This is a genomic window from Pantoea sp. BS_8 (assembly GCF_041954965.1).
Lineage (GTDB): Bacteria > Pseudomonadota > Gammaproteobacteria > Enterobacterales > Enterobacteriaceae > Pantoea > Pantoea stewartii.
This window is the reverse complement of the sequence record NZ_JAVAXU010000005.1, coordinates 1-24,363: the sequence shown is the minus strand read 5'-3', so window position 1 is coordinate 24,363 and position 24,363 is coordinate 1. Positions and strand designations below refer to the sequence as shown.

Below are 24,363 nucleotides of genomic sequence, written 5' to 3'. Positions count from 1 at the left end.
TAACTCAATCGGGATCGACCCAGCCGCCGGGGGGCGCAAAGTCTGCCATCGTATCCGGCCCCCAGGTTCCGGGCTTGTAGGAAAGGGGGACGGTTTTCTTATCCAGTACTGGCTCAACGATCTTCCAGGCCAGTTCCGCTGCGTCTTGTCGGGTAAAAAGATGACGATCGCCAGCCATCGCATCGCCTATCAGCCGCTCATAGGGCGCCATATCGCCGATGCCATCGTCAAGCGCCGTTAGCTCAACGGCCTCACCTCGCATCTTTTCGCCAGCCGCCTTGCGTCGCGCCCCAATGCCGATCGTAATATCCGGACCAAGGCGAAAGCGGATATAGTTAGCGGCCTCGTTGGCAATGTCATCGAAAAGTGTAACGGGTGGTCGCCGGAAGCGCACGATCACTTCCGTCGCATGCGCAGGCAGATTTTTTCCGGCACGGATAAAAAAGGGAACACCACTCCAGCGCCATGTCGCAATCCGGAAACGAACCGCAGCGAACGTCTCTGTCGAAGAGGAAGGGTTGACACCGGGTTCATCGGTATAGCCTGCAAACTGTCCACGAACCACATCATCGTCTGACAGGGGAGGAATGGCCTTCAGCACCTGAACTTTCTCATCAACCAGATCGTCAGACGCGCCGGAGGCGGGAGGTTCCATAGTCAGCAACAGAAGCACATTCACTAGGTGATTTTGGATCACATCGCGGAGGCAGCCAACTTCATCATAAAATTTGCCACGTCCTTTAATACCAAAGTCCTCGGCCATAGTAATCTGAACGCTTTCGATATGATCGCGATTCCATATTGGTTCGAGGAAGCTGTTGGCAAAGCGAAAATAAAGGAGATTCTGGATGGCTTCCTTCCCCAAAAAGTGATCGATACGGAAAATCGCGTCCTCATCGAAAACGTTGTGAAGCACGTTGTTCAGCTGTTTTGCCGACGCGAGATCGCGGCCGAACGGCTTTTCCACCATCAGGCGGGCACCTTTCGCGATACCTGCCTCTTGCAGACCTGTGACGACCGTTTCAAACAGCGAGGGGGGAATAGCCAGGTAATAGAGCGGGTGATGATGGTCCCCCAGCGCATCGCGCAATCCATCGAATGTTGACTGAATGCGATAATCGCCGGAAACATAGGACAGCCTGTCCGCCAGCGCAGCAAAGACTGCCTCATCGAACTCATCAACGTGTTTTTCAACCGACTCTTTTGCACGCACAATCAACTGGTCGCGCGTCCAGTCTTCAAACGCCACACCGATAATGGGCGTATTGAGCGTGTTACGCTTCACCATTGCATAGAGTGAAGGGAAGATCATTTTATAGGCAAGATCGCCCGTGACACCGAACACTACCAGTACGTCTGATCGTTGCTGCACCATCGCTGTATCCCTCCGCTTTAGCGGGTTTTTTCCAGATGGCCACCGAAGGCGTGCCGCATGGCTGAAAGAACTTTTTCAGCAAACAGTGCTTCACCACGAGAAGAGAAACGCCCGAAGAGAGCAGACGCGAGAACCGGCGCGGGAACGCCCGTTTCCACCGCTGTCTGCAGTGTCCAGCGGCCTTCACCGGAATCTGACACACGACCATCATAGTTTTTAAGGTGCGGGTCCTGCTTCAACGCCTCGGCGGTCAAATCCAGCAGCCAGGAACCGATAACCGAGCCATGTCGCCATACCTCCGCAACGGCGGGAAGATTGATGTCAAAACGGTAATATTCAGGATGGGACAGAGGCGCGGTTTCCGCATCTGCCTCTCGTTCGCCGTTTCCGGCATTGGCGGCTTTCAGTATATTCAGGCCTTCGGCATAGGCGGCCATCACACCATATTCAATGCCATTATGTACCATCTTGACGAAGTGTCCGGCGCCCACCGGCCCACAATGAAGATAGCCTCTCGGCGCTGTGCCTACGGTCGCATCTTCCTCAATGTGCTGACCGGCACCGGGCGCGAGCGACGCAAAAATCGGATCCAGACGCTTCACAGCCGCCTGCGGGCCACCGATCATAAGGGAATAGCCACGTTCCAGGCCCCACACGCCACCCGATGTACCGACGTCGATATAGTCGATCCCAAGGGGGGAAAACTCTCCAGAGAGATCGATCGCTTCACGATAAAAGGAGTTGCCCCCGTCAATGATGGCGTCGCCTTTATTCAGCTTTGATGCGAAATCCCGCGCAATCTTCGGTGTGATCGCGGCAGGCAGCATGAGCCAGACCGCGCGCGGCGCCGCCAGTTTAGCAATAAGATCGGCTGGCGACGACGCGCCGGTTGCTCCCTCTTTAACCAGTGCGTCAACGTTATCGGCGTTCACGTCGAAGACCACGCAATCATGGCCCTGTTTAAGAAGACGACGAACCATGTTTGCGCCCATACGGCCGAGTCCTACCATTCCAATCTGCATATCATTCCTCTCTGTCAATGCGCATTTGATTTTCCGGTTCATTCACAACCTGAACGGTGAAGTCGGTGTGTTCCCAGTTTTCAACATCAGGCCAGTAGAAGGTGAAGACAACGCGGGTTCCTGCGTCCTCATGCTGTAAAGGCAGGTCCACATAGTATGTGCCAAGTCCGGAAGGGATCGCCGGGCTGTCAGAGACGGTCGCCCAGTTATCTGTGCTCCAGTGCACCAGTGCGTTCGCTTCCGTTTCCAGCCTCAGTTGCTTCCCGACAGGAACAGAAGACAGGCGGTTGTTAAAGCGCCATATGCGCAAGTGCGATGCGGTTTTATTCCGGATATAGCGCTCGACGCCCTGCGGTGGCATATCGAAGACCGCGCCATCGCGGAGCGACCGCACGAGTTTAATATGCTCGGAATGCGCCCAGACAAGTGGCATGGCGCTCCCGGCTGGCTGGCCGAAGAACAGCTCCCTTTCAGGAATATCGGGCCCATCCCAGGTCTGTTCCGGTAACAACCCGCCCGGACCTGCCGACTTCTCCAGCGTGGATAAGAGCGCCTCCGCGACCTCGCGCCTGCCCGCTGCCAGCTCGTAATGCGCGCGTTCGCCCGCCAGCAAGGGCCAGGGACGTCCCTGGCCGATACCATCGAACGGCGCGCCGTCTTCGTGCTCACCATAGCCATCGCCGGTATACCGATACCATAGTGGCCCCTGAGGGAGTTCGACACGCAGACTGTGGTCGATTGCTTTTACCGTATCCACGATATGCGGGTCGTCGGCGGCGCGCAGACCAAAACGCACCAATGCCAGGGCATCCGGACTCAGCACATCGGTGGTGGACAGAATCGCCCGATCCGGCGTCTGGTTGCGGATCTCGGTTTCGCCGGATGCGCTTGCTTCATCCGTTGCGCCGGGGGGAGCGATGCGGACGTAGTGACCGGCAATACCAACTGATGCGCAAAAATCGGGCTCTCCGGCAAAGGTCCATTTTTCAATCTGCTCATTCCAGCAGTCGGCGGTTTCGCGCAGATGGTATGCAGCCACCTCATCGCCGTCTAGCGAAAGCAGGTCCGCGGCGGCAAGGAGAGCGGAGACTTCGACCGCCAGAGTAAACGGGCTGTAGCCCGCGTCTTCTTCCCAGCGATCCTCGCCGGTCGCCGGGCCGTTGGTCAAAATATAGCGGGCCGCACCGCGCAGCATGGGCATAAAGTGTTTCAGCGCTTTTTTATCGAGATGACCAAGTCGGAGCAGCATATCGGCTAGCAGAACAGGGAAGGCACACTCATCCATCTGGATACCTGACCAGTATGGTTTTCCATCGAGCCACAGGTTCTGTGGCCAGCGCCCGGAGGGCTCCTGAACGCGTCGGAGATAGTCCAGTATGGCGAGTGCTTCGTTGGCATCGCCGGCTGCCAGGAATCCCCCAGCCGTTTCGACCAGGTCACGCGGCCAGACCAGATGATAGCCTCCCAGATCGTCATCGCCCCTCGAAAATCCCCACGGAATCGTCAGGCTCGCGACAACAGCACCGGGGCAATCGGCTGCTTTATGCGAGGCCAGAACTGCGGTTGACACCCGGTATGTATTCACACCGTTCCGCTCGAGTTGATCGAGTGGAATGAGCGTGTTCTGCCATGCTTGCCAGTTGCTGATGTAGTGCTTGCGGGCTTTGTCAAAGCCTGCTTTCAGACTGGCGGTTGCCGCCGCTGCGGCTTCGGATTCTGTCTGGCCGAACCCGATTGCCAGCGTGGCTTCACGGCAGGCACTAGTGAATGCCAGCTCACCGGCAAGGGCGACATTGCCATCGTTCGCGCGCTGATACGAATTCGCGATGCGCCCGTATTTTTTCAGCTGTTGCCAGCCGTCTGACGTGCCGACAAAGCCCACGCTCATTGCCGTCCAGGGTATATCGCAGACGAGCGCTAAGTAACGAGAGCGACCCGTGGCGAAAAGCACGGGCCTGTCTTCAAATTCACTGATCCATGCGGTGTTCATTTGCCCGGCGTTCACCAGATGGGGAGCGAGCAGGGCGGTGATCTTGTAATCCGCAACATCCCCCTTTAGCGCGGTGAAACGGATGCGTTGGAGGACACAGTCACGGGCAGGATCCGTGATGATATCTTTTTCGAGCCGGTAGCGACCATCCCGGGCCGTGTTAACGATCGAAAAGGCCGGAATGCCTGGCGAGACCGTATGGGTTACTGTTGAGCAATCGCGCTTTTCTTCTGAAAAATAACCTTCAGGGGCGGTGATGATGAACCCAAAATCGCGGGTGCAGGCGCTGTCAACGCGCGGATAATAAATTTCGTTGAGAATGCCGTGGCTTAAGGTGAACCAGACGCGGGAATCAGGTGAAAGGGCGTTACCAATTCCGCTCTTGGCACTCGATGTCCAGCGGGCTTCAATCCCTGGCTTTCCCGGCGCTACGTCAATGATGGCGCGCTGTTGTTGGGCGTCCTCGCTTGCGCACATTTGCAACGGTAGGGCGTCGTTGTCAGAATTTGACATATTCAGAATACCTTGGCTGTGTGCAGAAAAAATCTTAACCACGAAGATGCGGATAACATCCTGACTTATCGCGGGCAAGAGTGAAATATTTCTATACCAAAGCAACTTGGTTAAACTTAAAATCTTGTGATTTTAGTATCGAACCTAATAGGGTTATAGCCGCTGTAACATTTCCGGTCAACTCTCTGAAAAGTTTCAATACACATGAAAGTGTAAAAAATAAAATTTTTTTAGCGGTTAAGGATTACGGCTGAGTTAATTATTACCCGGGCCTGACGCTCTGGGGCCAACTGCATGGCAAACAATCAGTTTTTTATTTGACAGCTTTCACCAGGATATGGCTCCGGGAAAGCGTTATATAGACGTGACAGAATCTTTACGGGAGGATGGCTTGCTGTGTGCCTGTACACCCCCGACCTCAGTTTGCGTGGTGTTTATTTCGCTGAAGGTTGAGAATAAGTGCGTAATCGCTTCCACATCAAATCCAGAGGCCGGAAGTTTATTTTCACGCTCAGCATTCAGAGCGATTAAGAATGCGCAGCTTCAACATTGCAGAGACAGAATTTCGTGCATGAGCTTTGATTCCAGGTGCTAAATGATGCATCCTGACGTCAATATCATTCAGATCCACTAAGCGGGAAAGCCTGAAGCAATAATCGGGGAGGCAATGCATTCGGAACAGGGAAGTAACGAATTACAAGAGCAGGGGAAATGCTGACTTGTGGCATCGTTAATCGTATACCTTACTATTAACCTATTTTGTACCAGAATCAGATGCTCCTTTAAAACATCAGCGTTATTCACCAAATTAAATATGTCCTGTATTTTGGAAGATTCAACAGTTTTAACCTTTCACAATTTGGCACTCAATAATTTCAATCCATACTACGAATAAATTTTCACACTTTTGACGTGCTCGAATTTGGTGGAACTCATGAGGCACTTGCCTGTAAATCATGCGTACACGGCGTGGGCAATTTTTATGACCTCCGCATATTTTAATCCCGTCCATACAGGTGCAGTTCTTAGTGTGACGCCTTACTCTTTATCTGACCGCTCCCGCTTTGGCTGCCCGCTCATAGCAGATCCAGATGGATTTTGCGATAACCATAGACACATCCCGATTCCAGCCAGAACTGTTTAATCCTTCATGTCAGTCTCAGGTCTGCCTGATGGCGTTGTGAATGCGGCTGCTGAAGTCAGGCGTAAAAGCCACTGGGATACACATCCAGAACCCGACAGAGCAGACGTGACCTGCTTCCCGTTGATTGGTACACCATGATGTTAGTGAGATCTCTTTCAGTAACCTGAAGATATGCTCCTTGAGAATTTTTGTAATGACAAAAAAAATCAATATTCCAGCACAAATTGTTGTTGCTATAAACAAAGCAAAGTTTATTAACTATGACAGTACCTTAGAGTATAAAAATGCATTCGAATAATGTTCAAATAATTTTTTTGGTGCATTGCTGGCAGACGAAAAGCGAAAGATGCCGAAAGTTAACAAGCAGAATTACTTTTGTTCAGCCTACAAGGTCAAAACCTTGTATAGTTCGGCTTTGTTAACACAGTGAATACAGGAAAGAGACTGAAAGCGGTTGAGTTGTTCTGTCACCTGCGCCCCGGAATAACAGACGAGCATCACTTTCTGAGGATACGCTAACTGGGAAACTTTCCGCCCCGTTGGCCATAAGCCATAATGTTCGCGTTACACCATCTGTAAAACCCGCGCGGAGCACGGGTAACCCTTTTTCTATTTCATAATGTGCATCGCACAATGCAAGTGGGACAGGGTTATAATATCCGTGAGAAAAACCTTTCTCCGCGCGAAAAAACTTATAATCATTTCTCCATACTTTTTCATCGCCAGCTGCGAGCTGTGGTTCATCACCAGACCGTGCCCAAGCATTAAGGAACGGACGTTTACGAACGATCACGACCCACTTCTCAGAATATTGCCACAGCGACAACTTCATCCAGGCGACATTGCTGTCTTTCAAACTGACTGAAAAGTAGCAAACCCTGTCGCCGAATCCGCCATATTCTCGCCCTATATGACAAATTCCGCAGGAGGCTAGTGCAGGAAGTTGTTTAAATATCAGGTCTGTACTCATGAGTACTCGCGAATGTTGTTCAGTAACTTCTGTCACTTAAATGTTAACGACGGTCTGGCTTTTCAGCAATCAGATAAGTTAGACCGTAAACAATCAGTCCAACTACGAGAACGAGCAGCGGACCTATAAAGCGCATGGTGCCTTCATTAAGCGTGGCTGCCAGAAATATACCTACCACCATAGCCATCAGTACTAGACCACCGGATACTTCGGCGATGAGCTTACGAACAAGTCTAATAATTTTCGATAGCATTGATAAACTCTCTGGAAGCGGAGGGGTTTTTACGTAACATTTCACCCATTTTAATGAAGTTCTGCAGCGGTTCTTCAAACATGAAATATAGCATGTCGTAGTCGTTAACCCTCAGTTTGCGCCATAGCTCAGGGTTTTGCATCTGAAGCCGTCGGGATGCCTCACAGGCACGTGAAATAACGCCTTGGGCGATAACGCCGCCGGTCAAGCCACCGGTTAGTCCCCGGAGTGCCACACGGGATATAAATGAAAGCATGACCCCATTGACGACCTTTGACCCAAAGTAAGAAGACAATGTCAGTTGAGTAGCCGTCCTGCTGGTCATTGAAGTTGCGCTGCCAATCAGTTTGTCATAAACCTTGCGAAGTGCGGGTTCGGGGAGGTATTGCAGAGTATCATCGATGATGATCTTAACAATTTTAGCTATCTCGTTTCTGTTCTTAAAGACGTTATAAACAGCATGTCCCACGCGGACGTCATCATGCATATTGCGTGACTGGATGCGTCGGCCTCCATCAGACAGGTCCAAATCCTGAAAGGTTCGCTCGAGTCCTAGATAGAAGTCCATTGGCACAGAAACCACGCCCGATACGATTGAACTGGCGAGCATTTTAGCATCCATTGCTTTACCCCATAATCTCATCATCTAATCAGTAAACATTAAAATATTGTAACTGTCAGAGCAATACTTTGACAGCTCTAGCAGTTCATAAAAGGCCCTTAATAAGCGGATAATTCATATATGAATAAATGCAGGCACTTTTAGTTTAAAACCAGCAACAATGAAATATGGTGAGTTTTTTGTTAGACATGGCCAGCAGCCTCATCCATAAGAAATGGAGAAAACGCAGTTTACGGCTAATATTATAAACTATCCAAAAAGCAACATTATCAAATAAAGGCATAAATGCGCATAATACTAATTATGTTAAATTAAAACTCTATTTCGCAGCACTTCAGGCCATGCAGCAAGTATTTTCAGATTCGCCAGCACCACCCTCTGCACAGATATAGGAATCCTTATCGATAATAGCTAGGCCATGAGAGCCTCTTTCTCCGCATGGTTTTAGCCTTGGCTTATTGCTCAGTGAACGTCTTGATACCCTTACGGATAAGCTACAGGCTGGCTTTGAGACCGTTACAACGGTTGACATGCGAATGATGCCGGGCTGTCTGATACTGAATACACGGATAAGTGCTCGGCTCATGTGCTGATATCCAGTTGCACGTCTTGCTCTTGGCGCAATATAGCCACGCCGCTTTTGAAACTCAGTAGGATGGAAAGCAGCCCACCGATACATGCTCCCATAATCACCGCGTGACTGCCGAAAAACTGAGAAAGTGCACCGCCCAACAGCGCGCAGGCTGGCATTATACCCCAAGTGATAAAGCGAAAACTGGCATTGACGCGTCCCAGCAGAGGGCTTGGACAGACGCGCTGACGCATGCTCAGGATATTCACCACCCCAACAGATGAGCCCCAACCGGCAAAAAATAGAAAAACTGCGTCCAGATAATGCATATGACGCGGAAAAAGGTCGGGCAGACAAATTGCAAGAGAGAACAGCCCATAAACAATGCCCCCAAGCAGGATAGCGCGTCCAGCACCCCATCTGTCGCTAATCAGACTCGCGCACAGCGCGCCGATCAGTCCGCCCATTCCCTGAGAGGCCAACACTAAGCCAACCGAAGAAGCATCCAGCCCCACATCGCGGCTCAGGTAAACAACTAACTGCGGCGTGGCGGTACAGGCGAACAGATTCCACGCGGCACCGATGATTGTCAAGCGGCGTAATGCGGGGTGTCGGAATAGCGTCGTCATGCCTTCTTTAATCTGTATAAGACTGGAAGAACGCTGCTTTTCGCTGGACGCCTGATGATTTTTCGGCAATCCCAGCAGCAGACTGCTCCCCGCCAGAAAAAGCAGCGCATTGAGCAGTAGCGTGCCTGAAGCACTGGTCAGCTTAATTAATATGCCGCCTAGCGCAGGACCGAGCAACTCTCCCGCGCCGGCTATCGCCGCCAGCGCCCCGCTTGCGCGTGCGATTAAATGCAGTGGCACCAGGCTGGGTAGATAAGACCAATACGCCACTTCGAAGTAGACATTAGCGCAGCCAACGATAAACACGCCGAGTAGCAGGAAGGGAATCGAAAGATGCCCGCTCCAGGCGATAAGCGTCAATGCAAACAGCATGCTAAAACGCACCATATTGGTTACAAGCAAAATGGCGCGCCGCTCCCGCCGATCAGCGGTCACGCCCGCCAGCAGCGTAAACAGCATAAAAGGTGCCCGCGCGCAGGCTGCGATCAACCCAACGTCGAACGGAGTTGCGTGTAAGACCGCAACGGCGATCAGCGGTACAACGATAAAGGTGATGGCCGACCCGAGTTGTGTCGCCACGTCGCCGCAGTAAAAACGGGCAAACTGCGGATTTTGGAATAAACTTTCGCGGGTAAGCATCACCATTCTCCTTTATGATCGATCGAAATATTTCGCTGTTTCCAGTCCAGTCAGCGCATCCATTTCACACAGAAAGCGGTGCCCTTTTTCTGCAACCGCTTCCGGCGACTCCGCAAGAATAATCACATGTCCCATTATGCTGAAGTTGCCGCCATAGCGCCCCACAAATTTATTTGCCTCAATATTCAGTGTATTATGTGGTATTTCATAGGCTTCCAGTAGCGCCGTCAGCTGTTCCTGCCGGAAGCGTTCGCTGATATGACCACCGTGTCTGGCCCCCACCGCCAGTGTAATACCTGCATTATTGAACCCCGCTTCACTGACCATTACCGACTCGCCTAAATGCAGGCGAATCAAATGAGCGAAAGCGTCTTCTCCGGTCTGAATCTGATACATAATCGGCGATACGCTACCCATCATGCGAGCATTTATCTCAACTAGCACCGGGCCTTCCGGCGTCATCAGTAGCTCAACGTGATAGAGGCCGATATCGATCTCCAGCGCGTTGAAAACCGCCTGTAAATAGTCGCGGATAAGCTCCCGGTCGGAATCGGGCAAGCCTGACGGCATGACTGCCGCCAGCTCCAGCAGGTCATAATAATGCGCTCGGTAGCGGGTTGTGGTGGCGTAAAGCATCACCTTTCCGTCACGCACGATTGTCTCTGCCGAATGCAGCGTGCCGGTAACGTATTCCTCAATAATATAATCATGAGAAACGACGCTATCTATCAAGCTACTGTTGGCGCGATCTTCACGCAGGTTCTTTAAATAGGTGTCAAAGTCAGCGGGCGTATAACAAATGGCGGAATACTGTTTGGCGAAGCCGCGCACCGGCTTAACGACGAAGGGATAGCAGATCGTTTGCGGGCCGGAGAACAGCGCATCCTCGCTTAAAACTTCAAACCTCGGTGAGCGGATGCCATGGCGGGCCAGCGTCTCACGCAGTTGATGCTTAAAGACAGCTTTGCTTAGTTGCTGAGGCGAAGGATACCTAGTATGCCATTTTTCCGCAGCGCGCGCCGCAGGCATAATGCCGGTTTCAGCCGAGCTTATAATGCTATCAATCGGACTTTCACTGTGCAGACGCTCCAGTACAGGGAACAGGTCGTTATCCTCCAGCGTCTCGACCTCTATGTAGTGATCAACATCGCGCAGTTGGCCTTCTAACTTTTTCGGGTCTTTCGACATAATGCTGACGAAGCTCGAAGCCCGCGTCGGACGGATAAACGTGACCTGATGCCCCAGGCTGCGGGCGGTGCGGAAGGCATTAAGCCCGGTAGGGGTGCTATCGATAAAAACAACGTGAGCCATAAACATCTCCTTGCTAACAGTAAGTTAAAACGACACCCATAGAGTGAGGCCGAACAGCAGCGTCATCCCTGGAATCAGCAAACGGTTGTCAGGCATCCGAATCGGGACGCAAGTAATTTGCAGCAGCGCAAAGAATGCGGACAGTGCAAGCACTGAAATCTCACCGCCCGGCAACCGCCCGGCCATTTGCAGCATCAGCAAAACCAACACGATAAACGCAGCATAGGGCGTTTGAAGGCCAAAAGACGCTTCGGGCCCGTCGCCGTTCTGCAAGGTGAAGTGCGAAAGGCGAACCGCGCCACAGAACAGCAGCAGGGCCGCTGCCATGCCGGCAAGTAGTGGATACTCGCGGCACTGCGCGAATACCAGCATGGCAGTGACAACGTTGAAGTTTACCAAATCCGCCAGCGTATCAAGCTGTTTGCCAAAGCCGCGCTTAAGGTTGTCATGCGCGTAGAAACGGCGCGCCAGATAGCCGTCAAGGTGATCGAGAAGAATGGCGGCGAAAACCAGCAGTAACGGCAAAAACCGTTGGCCACTGAAGATCAGTATCAGCGCCAGAGCGGCGATCAACAAGTTGAGCATCGTGACCAAATTCGCGCCATCCATATACGCGAAAGGCATCAGCCTTCTGGCAAATGATTTTTTCATTCCAATTATCCTCTAATTCGCGTCGGCATAGCGCGTTCAAGCCGCGCAAGCGCCTCGTCGAAAGTCGCCTCGTCGCAACCAAGCACCAGCCGGATGTGCTGTGCGCAGCTGGCGCCATAGATCGTACCGGGCACAGTCGCGATCTGCATTTCACGCAGCAAGTAATCCGCCACGCATTCGCCGGATGTAGGAAAACGTTGCTGCTGGGCGGGCGTTAATGCCTCAAACAGCCGCTGCACATTAGGAAACAGAAACATTCCGCCCATCGGCCGATGCGGCCAAGTGAAGCCTTTGTCGGGGGTAAGCCGCTCAAGAGCGCGTTCTACGCGCGCGCTCAGCATCAGGCTGCGCTCCTCCAGCCAACGATCGCATTGAGGATCGATGAGCATTCTGAGGGCAATGCGTTCGTACTGCTGATTGACGCTAAGAATCAAATAATCGTTCGCTTTACTGGCAGCCGCTATAAACTCAGGATTGCCCACCAGCCAGCCGATACGTAAGCCCGGCGTGCCAAACTTTTTCGACAGACTGTTAACCAACACAGTTCGGTCTCCCTGTGGATCGAATAGCCGCACGGGACGATGGCGTCGCCCAAACGACATGGTGTCATACACTTCGTCATGAATGATCCAACTGCCCTGCTGTCGGGCCTTGCGCAGCAGCAGTTCCCATTCGGCATCGTCAAACACATAACCGGACGGATTTTCCGGTGAGTTAACAATCATTGCGGGCGCGGCAGGCAGGTTTTGCTGCGCGTCGTCGCTAAAGAAATTGCGATGAAGATGGTGGACGCGACGTCCCAGCGCCAGCAGCGCTCGTTGATAAAGCATATAAGAAGGTTCAGTGACGACGACTTCCTCGCCCGGCTGGGAGCAGCAGAGGATAGCCAACGCCACAGCCTCAACGCCGCCGTGAGTAATCAAAATTTCCCGCTGCGGATCGATATCCAGACCGTAACGCCGTCGATACCAATCCGCTATCGCCTCACGCAGTTCAGGATTGCCGCCGGAAGGCCCGTAGTTTTTGGCGCTGGCAAGAAATACCTCTTGGCTAAGATCGTCGCGCGCGATCTCCGCCAGCAGATGTTCCGGTGGGCCGAAAATCGGTTCGCCGATGCTCATATTCAGAATGGCAGGATTCTCTTTGGCTGCTTGAGAAATAGCCTTTGAGGCGTAAACACCCAATGAACTCAGGGTTGGATTCAGGCGAGGTGCGGCGTTGGAAGCAATGGGATGATTCATGCGCGAGCCACCTCCTCGGCCAGCTTGGCGGCACGCGCCAGGTCGTCGGCGTTGTCCACTTCTACCCAAGGACGGCCCGCCGCATCTACCCACGAGGTCGTGAAGCGGGCAAAAGCGCGCTCGAAAATCGCGTAGAGCTGCATCGCCCCCTGGAAAGGCTGCTTCTCCAGTTCCGCTACTACAAACTGGCGCGCTGCCTCGCCCAGCTTCACCAAACAAATGAATTCGCCCAAAGCGCCATCACCTTGACGGCGCTCAGCCGTGCCGTGTTCTATAAAAAGCAGTCTTTCGATTTTGCCGTTGGGAGCCAGCACGAGCGTATCCATTGTCGGGTTAAGGCTTGTTGAGTCGAGCGCGATGCAGATTTCCGCCGTATTGTTCGCCATATCACGAAGTAGCGACGGGGGGATTAGCAAATCTCCCTCATAATATAAAACCGGGCCGGGCTGCTGGCTGAGCGCGCAAAAGGCGCTCCAGTCGAGGTTGCGCGCGGAAAAATCCGGGTTATAGCAGAGTTCAAAGCCGCGATGCGGCTGCGATTCTAGCAGCACCTGCACAAGTTCTGGTGCGCCATGCCCCACCACAAAGGTGCGCTTATCGATGCCCGCCGCGTCGAAGGCGCTCAACTGGTAATCGATCATTCGACGCGCGCCGACAGACAGACAGGCTTTATGTCGTTTTTCGGTCAACGGTAACAGCCGACTGCTCAATCCCGCCATTAAACATGCAATACGCATAATCTTCTCCTAGTTGAAGTCCGGCTTGCCTGCCGGTCAATGTGTTAACGGCACTTTCTTAAAAGCACCGGTAATCGTTAGTTCGCGGCGCGTTCGAAACCGACCGTCCATGTGGCTCCTTGGGCCCGATTAACCGCTACGGCTTTGCCATTAAAGGCTTCTTCCCTTGAGTAAATACCGGCATATTTTCCGTCGAATATCAGCGGTCCGAGACACACCATACGCCTGTCTTCAGGTGCCGTTGGCAGGGCGTAGCTCCATAAATCGCTAACCAGCGTTTGCAAGATCCAACTACCGCCTGCCGCCAGTTGCGCATCCAACTCGGCTCGCCATTCCTGCTCAGTACAGGCGTAGCCGAACACCACTTTATGACCGCACAATCCCAGACCCGGTTTAAGTACTAATTGGGCCCGCTCTAGCTGCGCACGTGCCAGCGTCTGCTCATTCAGCAGGAAGGTCGGCGGTATATAACGTTGTATTAGGGCGCGCTCTGAAAGGGTAAAGTGCGCGGCGAAAGCGGGATCGCTTAACAGCGCCAAGTTCGCTTTGTTATCGTACAGCGCGCAACTGGCGGGGATGCTAAAGACATCTAATTGCCGCTGCGCCTCCGCCTGGGCTAGCGCAGCGAAAAAGTCGCTGCTGATACCGTGTTCCAGCTGTTCGGCAAATACTAAATCGGTAAACACCACATCGATTTTTTGCTGCTTGACATAGACGCCGTCCGGTTGAAAGTGCACATCAATCGGCTTGGCGGTAACGACTTGAAAACCGACCTGCTCCGCCACCATTAAAAAGTCGGGACGGGCGAAATTCTCTTCCGGGTTTTCCGCTGGGTCGTCGATAAGCTCCAGCATTACGGGCCGAGACGCGCTGCGTGCGCGGCGGTAGGAATGTAATACCTCTCCCCAAATTTTCCCCATCGGCGGTGCTGTTAGTTCAAGTCCCGCCTGGCTCATCGCCTGACAGAGCGCGCTTTGCCGCCATGTCTGTACATAGCGATCGCAGATGCCGAGCCCGCCTAAGGACGGTGTAACATTCATTTCTACAACTTTAGGTCCGCTGTGGGTAAGCAGAATATCTGGGCGCGCAAACAGCCTCGCCTTTTCCAGCAGAGGGGGCGTACAAAACGGCAGGATGTCCGTTTGCTGCTGCGTTGTCAGACGTTGCGCCTTAAGCTGGCCGACGATGTCTCCGTCGAATAATCTTTCAGGCAAGCTGAAAATCAACTTCAGCAACGCGGCGGCAACCTCGCCCAGTTCAGTAAGGAAGCCCGGTGGATAAACGGCGGGCGGAAACGTGGCGCGCCAGTCGCCGGGATGCACGGCGCGTAGCTGTGCCGCGAAAGCTTCGCCATCTGTATTATCACAGCTTTGGTAAAAAGCGAGTGTTGAGCAATCAAGCAACGTGTTCACAGAGAGGACTCCTTGCATTGCAGAGCAGCCAGACGATCGATCGCCTGGCGGAAAACAGTTTCGCTGGCGCAGTTGGTCAATCTCAGATGAGGCTGACTGGCCGGGCCGTAAGCTATGCCGGGCACCGCCGCAATCTCAAGCTCGTCCATTAGATAATTCGCCACCGCGCGACCAGCATCGGGTACACCGTCACGCCAGCGAGAAGGCAACGACTGAGCCAAGCGGCTTACGTTAGGAAAAAGAAACATGCCGCCCATCGGCTGTCGCGGCCACCAAAAGCCCTGCGCTTCACCTAAGCGCGATAGCGCATACTGATTGCGCGTAGCCAGCATGTCGTTTTGCTGCTTTATCCAGGCGAGCGTTTGATGATCGTTGAGCAAGCGAATGGCGATATTTTCGCTGAGGATATTGACGCCCAGACAAAGGCTTTCATGCACCCTACTGGCAGCCTCAATAACGGCCGCCGGGCCTATCATCCAACCAATGCGCAGCCCCGGCACTCCAAACTTTTTTGAGCAGCTGTTAATCAGTACGCTGTTTTCGCGCAGCGCTGGAAAGCACCAGGCGTTAACGTGGCGGCGCGTGTACGCCAGCATGTCGTAGACCTCATCGTGAATAACCCACGATCCCCGCTCGGCCGAGGCCCGTGTCACCGCCAGCCAATCCGCCTCGCTCATCACATAACCCGTCGGGTTTTCCGGACTATTGATCAGTAGCGCTGACGCGGAGACAGGCGCGCGCGCCAGCGCCTCAGCGTATTCGTCAACGCCTGGCGCACGCGGCAAAATATGGCAATGGCGATTGGCCATCTGGATGGCCCTTTGATAAAGCGTATATGAAGGATCGGCGATGGTGACGCTATCGCCAGGCTGGGTGAGCGCGAGCAGCGCTACGTTAAACGCCTCTATTCCGCCATGCGTGACCAGTACTTCTTTTTCAGCATCAATAAGAAGACCGTAACGCTGACGGTACCAACCAGCGATGGCTTGACGCAGCGACAGCGCCCCAAGCGAATGCTCGTAGCGCTTCATCGCGTCAATGAAGCGTTCGGTGCCCAAGTCCTCTTTGCTAAACTCTGTCAACAGATGCGGCGGTGGTCCGAAATCAGGTTCACCCATGCTGAGGTTAAGGATCTGCGGGTTAGCTTTTGCGCGCTGCGACACCGAGCGGGAAGATATCGGATTCAGCTGTTGCAGCCAAGGATTGATTATCGGCATAGCAATTACCCTTTGTGGTTGGTGCGTAAGGTTAGGCTGGCAGCTAAGGTCAACAGACGGTCATGATTCAACGTCAGTGTGGCAAGCGTCACCGCCAGCAGCATACTGACCGGCCACTCGCCGCTCAGCACCGACTGCATAAGAAAGGCCAGCATCGGAATAAGCGAATTCATAAAGGTAAACACTGTTACGCCGACCCACTGCAGGCAGGTTTGAGAAAGAAAAGAAGGCAGTACCATGTTTGCAATGATCAGCACCATAACGCTGCGCAGGTTTTCCGTTGAAAGCGCCAGCGAGGCAAAGCCACGCTGTTCCATGAGATAGCCCGCGCAGCAGACAAGCAATAAATAGCAGCGCAGCGAAACGACCGACACCGGACCTAGCCCACTTTGTTGGCTAAAACGCATTGAGCTGAGGTAGTAAATGAACATAAAGGCACCCGCCATCAGAGATGTGCTCAGCACGACAAGGCCTACACCGGATAGCCACCAGATGGCGGTAAGCGCGCTGACAATGGTGATGCCTTTTATTCTGAGTCGATCGCGAACGCAGTTGCACAACGCAGAAGAGAGAAAGAAGATCGCGATAAAAAAATCGGCCGGTGCATGAGTGACGCTATACCAAGAGCAGAGCCAGTTCAGCACAAAGGAGACTGACATTACCGTCCAAGCGGGCCAGTACCGGCAGAGCGCAGTATGGTTACGCCTTATCCGACGCACCTCCCACAGGTTAAAGATAAGGCTGGCGGCGGCGGCCATATAAAACAAGCTCACGGCGGCAGGTAGACCCGAGCCAACATGGTTGAGAAATACTTGCGATGCGGCAGTTAGGGCGATATAGATAAGCGTCAGCGCTTGTCCGCGAGCCATCTCGCCTTCCTTATGCGGGCCAGGGGCCAGCGTGATGCGTGAGTTGGATGCGCTCATGCCTCCTCCTGCTGCCAGAGCGCAGAATAAAGCGACAGCGGCTGGCAACCCAGTCTGGCTTTGATGCGCGGATTGGTACGCCCTACTTCGACACGCGAAAGGCCTTGGTGCAGCGCATGCTGAACGCCTGCTGCGACCATAATCGAATAAGGACTCCATGCTGTGTGCGCATAGTCTGCACCACCCGCCCAGAGATGAAGGCAGCCCGGTTCGTTAAGGCAAATAATCGCCGAGACCAGCTTGCCCTCATACTTCACCTGCACCACACTAATAAGGTCGCCGCAGGCAGTCAGGAATTTTTCAAACACACTATGCGGATAGTAATCGGGCGTGCCATTCTTCGCACTGGTGCGCTGCGCAAGGGCCACCGCGCTGCTTAAATCGGCTTCTTCACCGGGTAGCACTTGGATCGTGCCTGACGATGCGGCAAACTTACGCAGTTGGCGGCGCATCTCATGGCGTCCATCGCGCGGCAGATGGTTAACATACTCATCAAAATCGCTAAAGCCACGCAGATTTATGGCAAAGCGATGGTGCATAAAGGCCGTTTTGTAGCCTGCCGCGCGTACCACTTCTTTAAGGGACGTTTCATCGGGTAAATTAAGGAGGCCGCAGCCGGGCAAATGGGCGGCGCGCGCGATATCCGCCAGCTGTTCAAGCAGTGCCGCCGCCGCCGCATGCGCCCCCGGCAGAAGTAATATTCGGGTATCGTAACAGTGTGCGATATGTCCCAGCAGACCGCCTTCCGGTGGAGTGAAAACAATGCCAGTACTTTGCGCCAGCGTACCAAACGGATCGGGCTGCATCTGCTGCCACGCCACCAGGAAGGCGCACAGCCGATCGTCCTGCCAGGCGCTTAGGTAGCATGCACCGGCTATTGGCAATAGGGGAAACTGCTCCGCCGACGCTATGAAACGGGGATGATAGAAAGCGGGAGATCCATTTTCCTCCCACAACCGTTCGTAGGCTTCCGGCGGTACATCGGCAAAATGTTTATAGTGGACAAGGCGATAGCTCATAGCGCGTCACCTTGAGAAGCCTGCATCTGCAGCGAAGACGCGCCGGAGATAAACATGGAAAATGCGACGAGCAGATCATCAATGTCCGCTAGACTCAGCTCGCCCATCACGCCAACTCGAAACGAGTTGGGATTACTGTGCTTTGTGGGATAGATCACCAGCTGTCGCTCGAACAGGTAGTCGTTGAGTCGGGAAATATCGCAATCCACTTCGGACTGCGGTGCCAGAGTCACGATCAACGGTGCGCGGTATTCAGCATCAATTATTGGTGTAAATCCTAGCGACGCCATGCCCTGAAGCAAATATTCCATGCGCTGTTGATAGACCTTATAGCGCGCAGCGCGCCCGCCCTGCTCATGAAACTCAGCGATCGCCTGCTGTAGCGCTAGCATAATTTGCAGTGGCGGGGTGAAACGCCATTGCCCGTCCTGCTCCAACGACTCAAACTGTGCGTTAAGATCGAGGCTCAGTGTCCTGGCGGGCATCTTACGGCTGAGCGCGGTGCGGCGCGTCAGCACAAAAGCCAGACCCGGTAAGCCATGCAGCCCTTTATTTGACGACAGCGCAATGGCGCGCAACGAGGGCTGAGTGAAATCAAGCGGCAGCACGCCGAAAGTACTGATGGCGTCAACAAGAACTTCGCGCCGATAGCGCTGGGCTAGCGTAATTAGGCCGCTGATATCGTTAAGTACACCGAGCGCGGTTTCAAAGTGTACGGCGGCGATATATGTTATTTCCGGATTCTCCTGCAGAGCTGCCTCTACCTCTTCCAGATCGAATCCCTTCATAGCATTAAAACTCAGCACGCGATGCGAAATCGCGTGTAGCGCACAGATAGACGCTATCCGCTGACTGTAGATGCCGTTTTCGAGCACCAGTACGCTCTCATTAGTGCCGATCAATGAACAGAGCATCGCCTCAACAGCGAAGGTGCCACTACCCTGGAGCGGGATGGCACACCATTGTTCATTGCAACCTGCAATTCCGGCGACGGCGCGCTGCAGCTGAGCGCTCAGAGTCGTCGCCATTGGGCTACGTGATCCCAGGTCTATGCCTGCCGCCTGACGCACGCGTTCTGAGGTGTTGAGCGGGCCGGGCGTGAATAAACGCAAAGGGCGCATAAACTATGCCTCAACGATTACTGGGGGGAGTGACAGTGCTGTCAGTTACATGTCTGGCACTATGCAGCGTCGGTGTTGAAACATGGAACAATGGATCGTCGGGCGCTGCCCACTTACGCTGATAGTACTGATGATAAAAATCGCCTTCGATGGCAAGGTTGAACGTGAAAAACAGGATTCGACGCGTAGATTGCGAGTTGTTCGGGCTTGAGCGATGGGGGATGTATGAATCGAACAACACCACATCGCCCGGTGCGGTATCAATACGATGCCACTCCATCGTTTGACTCAGACGATCGCTGATATCACCGTTGCGCTGACCACCTTGGTAACTGGGAAGTAAAGGCAGCTTGCCGCGCGGCGTTGTCACCCACTCCCCTTCATTTTCTCCGCAGCCCCATATATGAGCCATTTCCAGAGCGCCATTGGTTTCGTTAGCCGCATCAAGCATCACTGCAGCGGTCACTTGATAGTCCGAGCCAAAGGGGCGATACGCAACTACATCTTGGTGCGGCGTAAAGCCGCCTCCGCCCGGATGCTTGAAATTACACTTGTCTTTAAAGAGATTAACAGCTTGGCCAATCTGCCGTTCAATCAGCGTTTTTAACTGTGGTACCAGTACTTCAGCGAAAAAGGCGTCGCTGCCGGCAAGGTATTCAATACGACATAGCAAATCCGAGTTATTTGCTTCAAAAACGCTTACGATGCCCGGAGCGCCACTGTTTTCATTGCGCGCCCGGTCACATAGCCGGGCCAGCGCCTGCTCAATTTCGGGCATATCCAATCGGCATATATGATGCGAGAAGTGAATAAAGCCTTTCTGCATAAAAAGGTTATCTTGCGAGCTCATCCTATATCTCCAGTCTAATAGGGCGGCAAAATGCGCCGCCACAGAAAAACAGCTACACCATGCGCTGAAGCGCGTTTTCAAAAACGTCATCCGGGGTGCAGAGAACCAAGCGGATATGGTTATCGCCCTGCGAGCCATAAACGGATCCGGGCACTACGGCGACGCCCCGCTCTTCAAGCAGATACTGGGCAACGACATCGCCGACGGGTCTGCCAGGCTGACGATATTTCTCAGGAAGTTGGTGGTAAAAGAGACTGACATCGGGGAATAGAAACATCGCACCCAACGGCCTGCGCGGCCAAAGGTATCCTTTCTCCTGAGTTAAAGTACTAACGGCTTTATCGCATCGCGCCGCCACGCCATTCGCCATATTTTCCAGCCAGGCAGATTTACCAGGGTCGCTCAACAGGCGCTGAGCGATGCGCTCATACTGAATATTAACGCCGAGATAAAGGTAGTCGTGGGCTTTAGCCGCTTCATCGATAATGGCGGCAGGTGCCACCATCCAGCCAATACGTAAGCCAGGTAGGCCGAATTTCTTAGAGAAGCTATTGATAATAATTGAGTTTTTAGCCAACGAAGAAACCATACGCGCAGGCTGATGCGGGCGTTCGAAATGCATCGCATCGTAAACTTCATCATGGATGATCCAAGTGCCGCTTTTGGCTGCGGCTTCGCCTATCGCAGCCCAGTCTTCCGGGCTGGCGACGTAGCCGGTAGGGTTTTCCGGTGAATTGACAATCAGAGCCGAGACGCCTTCAAGCGAGCCATGCTCAGCCAGCATGCGCACATACTCATGATTGCCTGCGGGGCGGGAAATACTTAAGGCGCGGCGCTCCAGCGTTTTAATCGTGCGGGCGTACAGCATATAAGAAGGATCGCTGATGGCTACCCGATCTTGTGCTTTGGTGGTGACCAGCAGAGATAGCGTAATCGCTTCTACGCCACCATGGGTAACCATGATCTCCTTCTCCGCATCAATCTTCAGCCCGTAACGGTCCTGATACCAAGCGGCGATCGCCTGGCGCAGAGCTAGGCTGCCGCGCGGATCTTCATAACGCTTCGAAGCGTCCATAAAGGCGTCCAGCGAAAGATCCTGCTGCTCAATCGAATCCAACAGGTGTTCCGGGGGACCAAATACTGGCTCGCCAAAACTGAGGTTCGCAATAGACGGATCGGCTTTGGCCTTAAGCGAGATGGCTTTCGAGGCGTAAATATCCATCCCCGTCAGAACGGGATTCAGTGCGTTCGATGGGTTCTCATCAAGAATGTTCATGGATCGGTTCTCATTTGCAGGTTTTAACGAAGCTGGGCAGGTTGCAATGCCCTCTGGGTAAGTGCCTGATGATATGGGCGCGGCCCCCAAAAGATCGCGCAGACGGCGCGCTACCTGAAAAGGGCTCAGCGTTGGCCTGCCAAGCTGTGCCATAGAGCCGGAACGAATTGGCACATGAAGCAATATCGGCCCCTTGACCGGCGAGGTCAGCGCATTAGCAAAACTTGTCATGTCGTTACAGCTACAAGCTCGTGCATAGCCGCTGGCCTCAGCGATGCCAACGAAACTAACCCCCTGCGACACCGTGGGTTGAGCGCCGGTGGAGTCGTAGCTGCCGTTATCGAGAATGATGTGAATAAGGTTGTCAGGACGACTGGCGCCGATACCTGCCATGTTGCCAAGATGCATAAGCGCGGCCCCATCTCCATCGATGACATACACCTTACGATGTTCACAGCCCAACGCGATGCCGGCGGCCAACGCGCTGGCGTAGCCCATGGAGCCTACGCAGTAGAGATGTTCCGGCCTGTCTGAAAGCGTAAATAGCTCACGCCCGGTTTTGCCGGTTGTGGCGACAAACACACCCTGCGGATCGGCATGTTCGAGCAGAACACCCAGCGCCTCAGCACGTGTCGCGCCCACTTCCTGCGCTGCAAGACCTGGTGCCTCGGCGGAGAATTGATCGCCTGTCATCACCAAAGCGTAAGGACGCTGCGCTCGACGCATATAGTCCCCCGCCTCTTCAAGCGCATGGAGCGCTTGTTCTTCATCATCCGGCAGCAACGCCCATTTTACGCCAGCTAGTGTCAGCAGTTGCGGCGTAATTTCCCCCATCAACTTGTGTTGCGGTTCATCCTTCTTGCCAGGTTGACCGCGCCAAGTCACCAGTAACAGCACCGGAATGGAAAAAGGCTCGTTTAAGGAAGTCAGGGGGTTAATTAAATTTCCCAGCCCAGAGTTCTGACACAACACCACCGCAGTCTGATGAGACAACCAGAGACCTGATGCTAGCGAAAGCGCTTCTCCCTCGTTTGAGGCAATAATATAGCGAGTTTCATTACGGGCGATAACGTCGTTTATAAGCGGCGTTAAATATGAACAGGGAACGCCAGTGAAAAAGTGAGTACCTTGCCGAATAATTTCATCAACGAAACGTTTTACATTAATCATTTTTTTCTCGCACAGACAAGTGGAGGTAAACATAATTAAATCGATAAATACTTTTTCTCTGCCTGTTGCACTTCATATTCGTTGGTAAGTTGAAATACATCATCCAGTGTGGCAATTTCTCTTTCTATGTGCGCCACGCTGTTACTCAAACGAATTTTTTGAGTAACATCTCGCATAGCGGCAATCGAAGCGCGTAGACTGTGGTTAGCCCAAATAACTGTAGAGACACCGACGTCGCGAAACGCATCGGTTTCAGTGTTGTAATACTTAGTAGGCACTATGACCACCGGACAGGCATTATTCCACTGACGGCAGAACGATAATATTTCTTCACCATCCGATTTTTTTGAGTGAATTAATATCGCATCCGCCCCTGCGCGACGGTAGGCATCCGCGCGCTTTAACGCCTCATCCATTGGGCAGCCACTGATCAGTGCCTCAACACGCGCTACAACACAAAAATCTTCCTCCAGTTGGCTATCTTTAGCCGCTTGAATTTTACCGCAAAATTCATTGATATCAGCCAAGTCCTGGCCAGCACCGATAAAAGAATTTACTTTGGGAAACAGCTTATCTTCTAGGCAAACGCCTGCCACACCTCTCTGAGACAATTTTTTTACCAAGCGCCTGACGTTATTAAAATTTCCAAATCCAGTATCACCGTCTAACAGGATAGGTATGGCAGTGTTATCTACCATAAAGTCGACGACATCCATAACTTGGGTCCAGGAAGCTTCATTACGATCGCTCAGACCCATTGAAGCGGAAATAGAAAGACCAGATGCCCATAGTCCTTCAAAACCACTTTGCTCGGCGATTTTAGCGCTCATCGCATTATGCGACTCCATTAAAAAAGCCATTTCTTTTTTATTCAGTAACGCCTTTAAAGCAGATGATTTTTTCATTTTTTACCTCAATTAAAGTTATTACTAGTGGGAAAGCATAAGCAAAAAACCTATAACCAGACACTAAATAAAAATAATTAAAGCAAGACGAGAACAACCCTAACTTTTATGTCAGGATGGCTTTATTGTTTAAACAAACCGATAGAGCTTCGTAGGCTATGATTTAATTTTTAAGAGCATAAAATCCTGATAATTAATAGTCCTATACAGCAGTTCATTTGAGCCCTAACATATTCCATTTATCTCCTTCAGAATAATATTACAAAATATATACGGAATTAGATTATTCAGCCAGATGTCGGGGATGATCGACATCTGAGCCGAAATGCTCTGTTTAATAATGTAAGTTATGCCCTGTTAGACCAAGACATTTGCACGCGAAACAAGGTTTTCAAACTGACTGGAATCAATCTAGTTTGTAACAATATGAAAAAAAATTAATATTTGATACAAGCATAAATCATTCACAAATAATTAACTTGATGTTCATATAAGTAACACCATAATCTTTTTTTAGCAACTAGATTGAGTAGGAAATTTAATGATTAATGCTAACTACATGATTATAATGAAATTAAATTTATTAACTCAATCCAAGTGATGCGCACTCTAGCTATTTCGATTAACCATCTCACATATGACATTCCATGTTTCCGTTTTAATTAGCCTGCTTATTAAATTGATTTACATATCAATTCGCCACTAAACTTAAAGCAATGACTATCAAATCACTCGTAAGATTCACAAACTTATTTTGTGAACAATATTGAATTATTGATTAAATCAGATTTAACTCAAG

General features: G+C 52.3%; 18 protein-coding genes and 1 pseudogene. All 19 read right to left on the bottom strand.

Annotated elements, in window-relative coordinates:
• Positions 1-4: 4 nt before the first annotated feature.
• Entirely contained in the window at positions 5-1,375 is a 1,371-nt protein-coding gene (gene zwf, locus RAC65_RS11640; RefSeq protein ID WP_367144055.1) for a glucose-6-phosphate dehydrogenase, read from the bottom strand.
• Between the two features lie 17 nt (positions 1,376-1,392).
• Positions 1,393-2,397 (bottom strand): phosphogluconate dehydrogenase (NAD(+)-dependent, decarboxylating), encoded by a 1,005-nt coding sequence (gnd, locus tag RAC65_RS11635; RefSeq protein WP_375096736.1) that lies wholly within the window; start codon positions 2,395-2,397, stop codon positions 1,393-1,395.
• Between the two features lies 1 nt (position 2,398).
• Positions 2,399-4,900, bottom strand: coding sequence for a glucan 1,4-alpha-glucosidase (locus RAC65_RS11630; protein WP_367144057.1), 2,502 nt, complete (start codon positions 4,898-4,900; stop codon positions 2,399-2,401).
• A 1,082-nt stretch (positions 4,901-5,982) separates the two neighbouring features.
• A pseudogene (locus tag RAC65_RS11625) lies at positions 5,983-6,150 on the bottom strand (IS3 family transposase); the annotation flags it as partial.
• Positions 6,151-6,462: 312 nt separating this feature from the next.
• Positions 6,463-7,014 carry a hypothetical protein gene (locus RAC65_RS11620; RefSeq protein ID WP_375096735.1) on the bottom strand — a complete coding sequence of 184 codons (552 nt, stop codon included), beginning with the start codon at positions 7,012-7,014 and terminating at the stop codon, positions 6,463-6,465.
• A 233-nt stretch (positions 7,015-7,247) separates the two neighbouring features.
• Complete coding sequence (locus tag RAC65_RS11615; RefSeq protein ID WP_375096734.1) at positions 7,248-7,889, bottom strand: hypothetical protein; 642 nt, start codon at positions 7,887-7,889, stop codon at positions 7,248-7,250.
• 582 nt (positions 7,890-8,471) lie between these two features.
• The gene (locus RAC65_RS11610) at positions 8,472-9,728 is read right to left on the bottom strand and encodes an MFS transporter (RefSeq protein WP_375096733.1); all 1,257 of its coding nucleotides are present in this window, start codon (positions 9,726-9,728) and stop codon (positions 8,472-8,474) included.
• Positions 9,729-9,740: 12 nt separating this feature from the next.
• The gene (locus RAC65_RS11605) at positions 9,741-11,045 is read right to left on the bottom strand and encodes an ATP-grasp domain-containing protein (RefSeq protein WP_375096732.1); all 1,305 of its coding nucleotides are present in this window, start codon (positions 11,043-11,045) and stop codon (positions 9,741-9,743) included.
• An 18-nt stretch (positions 11,046-11,063) separates the two neighbouring features.
• On the bottom strand, positions 11,064-11,690 hold the full coding sequence (locus RAC65_RS11600; RefSeq protein ID WP_375096731.1) for a CDP-alcohol phosphatidyltransferase family protein: 627 nt from the start codon (positions 11,688-11,690) through the stop codon (positions 11,064-11,066).
• Positions 11,691-11,695: 5 nt separating this feature from the next.
• Positions 11,696-12,931 (bottom strand): pyridoxal phosphate-dependent aminotransferase, encoded by a 1,236-nt coding sequence (locus RAC65_RS11595; protein WP_375096730.1) that lies wholly within the window; start codon positions 12,929-12,931, stop codon positions 11,696-11,698.
• Positions 12,928-13,668 carry a sugar phosphate nucleotidyltransferase gene (locus tag RAC65_RS11590; protein WP_375096729.1) on the bottom strand — a complete coding sequence of 247 codons (741 nt, stop codon included), beginning with the start codon at positions 13,666-13,668 and terminating at the stop codon, positions 12,928-12,930. The genes RAC65_RS11595 and RAC65_RS11590 overlap by 4 nt, the downstream gene beginning before the upstream one ends.
• A gap of 77 nt (positions 13,669-13,745) precedes the next feature.
• A complete protein-coding gene (locus RAC65_RS11585) occupies positions 13,746-15,080 on the bottom strand; it encodes a hypothetical protein (protein WP_282497915.1) in 1,335 nt (444 codons plus the stop codon).
• A complete protein-coding gene (locus RAC65_RS11580) occupies positions 15,077-16,297 on the bottom strand; it encodes a pyridoxal phosphate-dependent aminotransferase (RefSeq protein WP_375096728.1) in 1,221 nt (406 codons plus the stop codon). The genes RAC65_RS11585 and RAC65_RS11580 overlap by 4 nt, the downstream gene beginning before the upstream one ends.
• A gap of 5 nt (positions 16,298-16,302) precedes the next feature.
• Positions 16,303-17,223, bottom strand: a complete 921-nt coding sequence (locus RAC65_RS11575; RefSeq protein WP_282497917.1) for a hypothetical protein — start codon at positions 17,221-17,223, stop codon at positions 16,303-16,305.
• Positions 17,220-18,242, bottom strand: coding sequence for a GNAT family N-acetyltransferase (locus RAC65_RS11570; protein WP_282497918.1), 1,023 nt, complete (start codon positions 18,240-18,242; stop codon positions 17,220-17,222). The genes RAC65_RS11575 and RAC65_RS11570 overlap by 4 nt, the downstream gene beginning before the upstream one ends.
• A complete protein-coding gene (locus tag RAC65_RS11565; protein WP_375096727.1) occupies positions 18,239-19,363 on the bottom strand; it encodes a 2-aminoethylphosphonate aminotransferase in 1,125 nt (374 codons plus the stop codon). The genes RAC65_RS11570 and RAC65_RS11565 overlap by 4 nt, the downstream gene beginning before the upstream one ends.
• A 10-nt stretch (positions 19,364-19,373) precedes the next feature.
• Positions 19,374-20,213 (bottom strand): phytanoyl-CoA dioxygenase family protein, encoded by an 840-nt coding sequence (locus RAC65_RS11560; protein WP_375096726.1) that lies wholly within the window; start codon positions 20,211-20,213, stop codon positions 19,374-19,376.
• Positions 20,214-20,265: 52 nt separating this feature from the next.
• Positions 20,266-22,692 carry a phosphonopyruvate decarboxylase gene (aepY, locus tag RAC65_RS11555; protein WP_375096725.1) on the bottom strand — a complete coding sequence of 809 codons (2,427 nt, stop codon included), beginning with the start codon at positions 22,690-22,692 and terminating at the stop codon, positions 20,266-20,268.
• Between the two features lie 2 nt (positions 22,693-22,694).
• Complete coding sequence (gene aepX / locus RAC65_RS11550; protein WP_282497922.1) at positions 22,695-23,564, bottom strand: phosphoenolpyruvate mutase; 870 nt, start codon at positions 23,562-23,564, stop codon at positions 22,695-22,697.
• Positions 23,565-24,363 lie beyond the last annotated feature (799 nt).

What these genes read in the sequence shown, in the direction of transcription:
- RAC65_RS11560 (WP_375096726.1), bottom strand. Translation starts at nt 20,213, where the DNA reads ATGAGCTCGCAAGATAACCTTTTTATGCAGAAAGGCTTTATTCACTTC.
- RAC65_RS11620 (WP_375096735.1), bottom strand. Translation starts at nt 7,014, where the DNA reads ATGAGTACAGACCTGATATTTAAACAACTTCCTGCACTAGCCTCCTGC.
- RAC65_RS11570 (WP_282497918.1), bottom strand. Translation starts at nt 18,242, where the DNA reads ATGAGCTATCGCCTTGTCCACTATAAACATTTTGCCGATGTACCGCCG.
- RAC65_RS11575 (WP_282497917.1), bottom strand. Translation starts at nt 17,223, where the DNA reads ATGAGCGCATCCAACTCACGCATCACGCTGGCCCCTGGCCCGCATAAG.
- RAC65_RS11590 (WP_375096729.1), bottom strand. Translation starts at nt 13,668, where the DNA reads ATGCGTATTGCATGTTTAATGGCGGGATTGAGCAGTCGGCTGTTACCG.
- RAC65_RS11595 (WP_375096730.1), bottom strand. Translation starts at nt 12,931, where the DNA reads ATGAATCATCCCATTGCTTCCAACGCCGCACCTCGCCTGAATCCAACC.
- RAC65_RS11610 (WP_375096733.1), bottom strand. Translation starts at nt 9,728, where the DNA reads ATGCTTACCCGCGAAAGTTTATTCCAAAATCCGCAGTTTGCCCGTTTT.
- RAC65_RS11580 (WP_375096728.1), bottom strand. Translation starts at nt 16,297, where the DNA reads ATGCCGATAATCAATCCTTGGCTGCAACAGCTGAATCCGATATCTTCC.
- RAC65_RS11605 (WP_375096732.1), bottom strand. Translation starts at nt 11,045, where the DNA reads ATGTTTATGGCTCACGTTGTTTTTATCGATAGCACCCCTACCGGGCTT.
- gnd (WP_375096736.1), bottom strand. Translation starts at nt 2,397, where the DNA reads ATGCAGATTGGAATGGTAGGACTCGGCCGTATGGGCGCAAACATGGTT.
- zwf (WP_367144055.1), bottom strand. Translation starts at nt 1,375, where the DNA reads ATGGTGCAGCAACGATCAGACGTACTGGTAGTGTTCGGTGTCACGGGC.
- RAC65_RS11565 (WP_375096727.1), bottom strand. Translation starts at nt 19,363, where the DNA reads ATGCGCCCTTTGCGTTTATTCACGCCCGGCCCGCTCAACACCTCAGAA.
- RAC65_RS11600 (WP_375096731.1), bottom strand. Translation starts at nt 11,690, where the DNA reads ATGAAAAAATCATTTGCCAGAAGGCTGATGCCTTTCGCGTATATGGAT.
- RAC65_RS11630 (WP_367144057.1), bottom strand. Translation starts at nt 4,900, where the DNA reads ATGTCAAATTCTGACAACGACGCCCTACCGTTGCAAATGTGCGCAAGC.
- aepX (WP_282497922.1), bottom strand. Translation starts at nt 23,564, where the DNA reads ATGAAAAAATCATCTGCTTTAAAGGCGTTACTGAATAAAAAAGAAATG.
- aepY (WP_375096725.1), bottom strand. Translation starts at nt 22,692, where the DNA reads ATGTTTACCTCCACTTGTCTGTGCGAGAAAAAAATGATTAATGTAAAA.
- RAC65_RS11615 (WP_375096734.1), bottom strand. Translation starts at nt 7,889, where the DNA reads ATGGATGCTAAAATGCTCGCCAGTTCAATCGTATCGGGCGTGGTTTCT.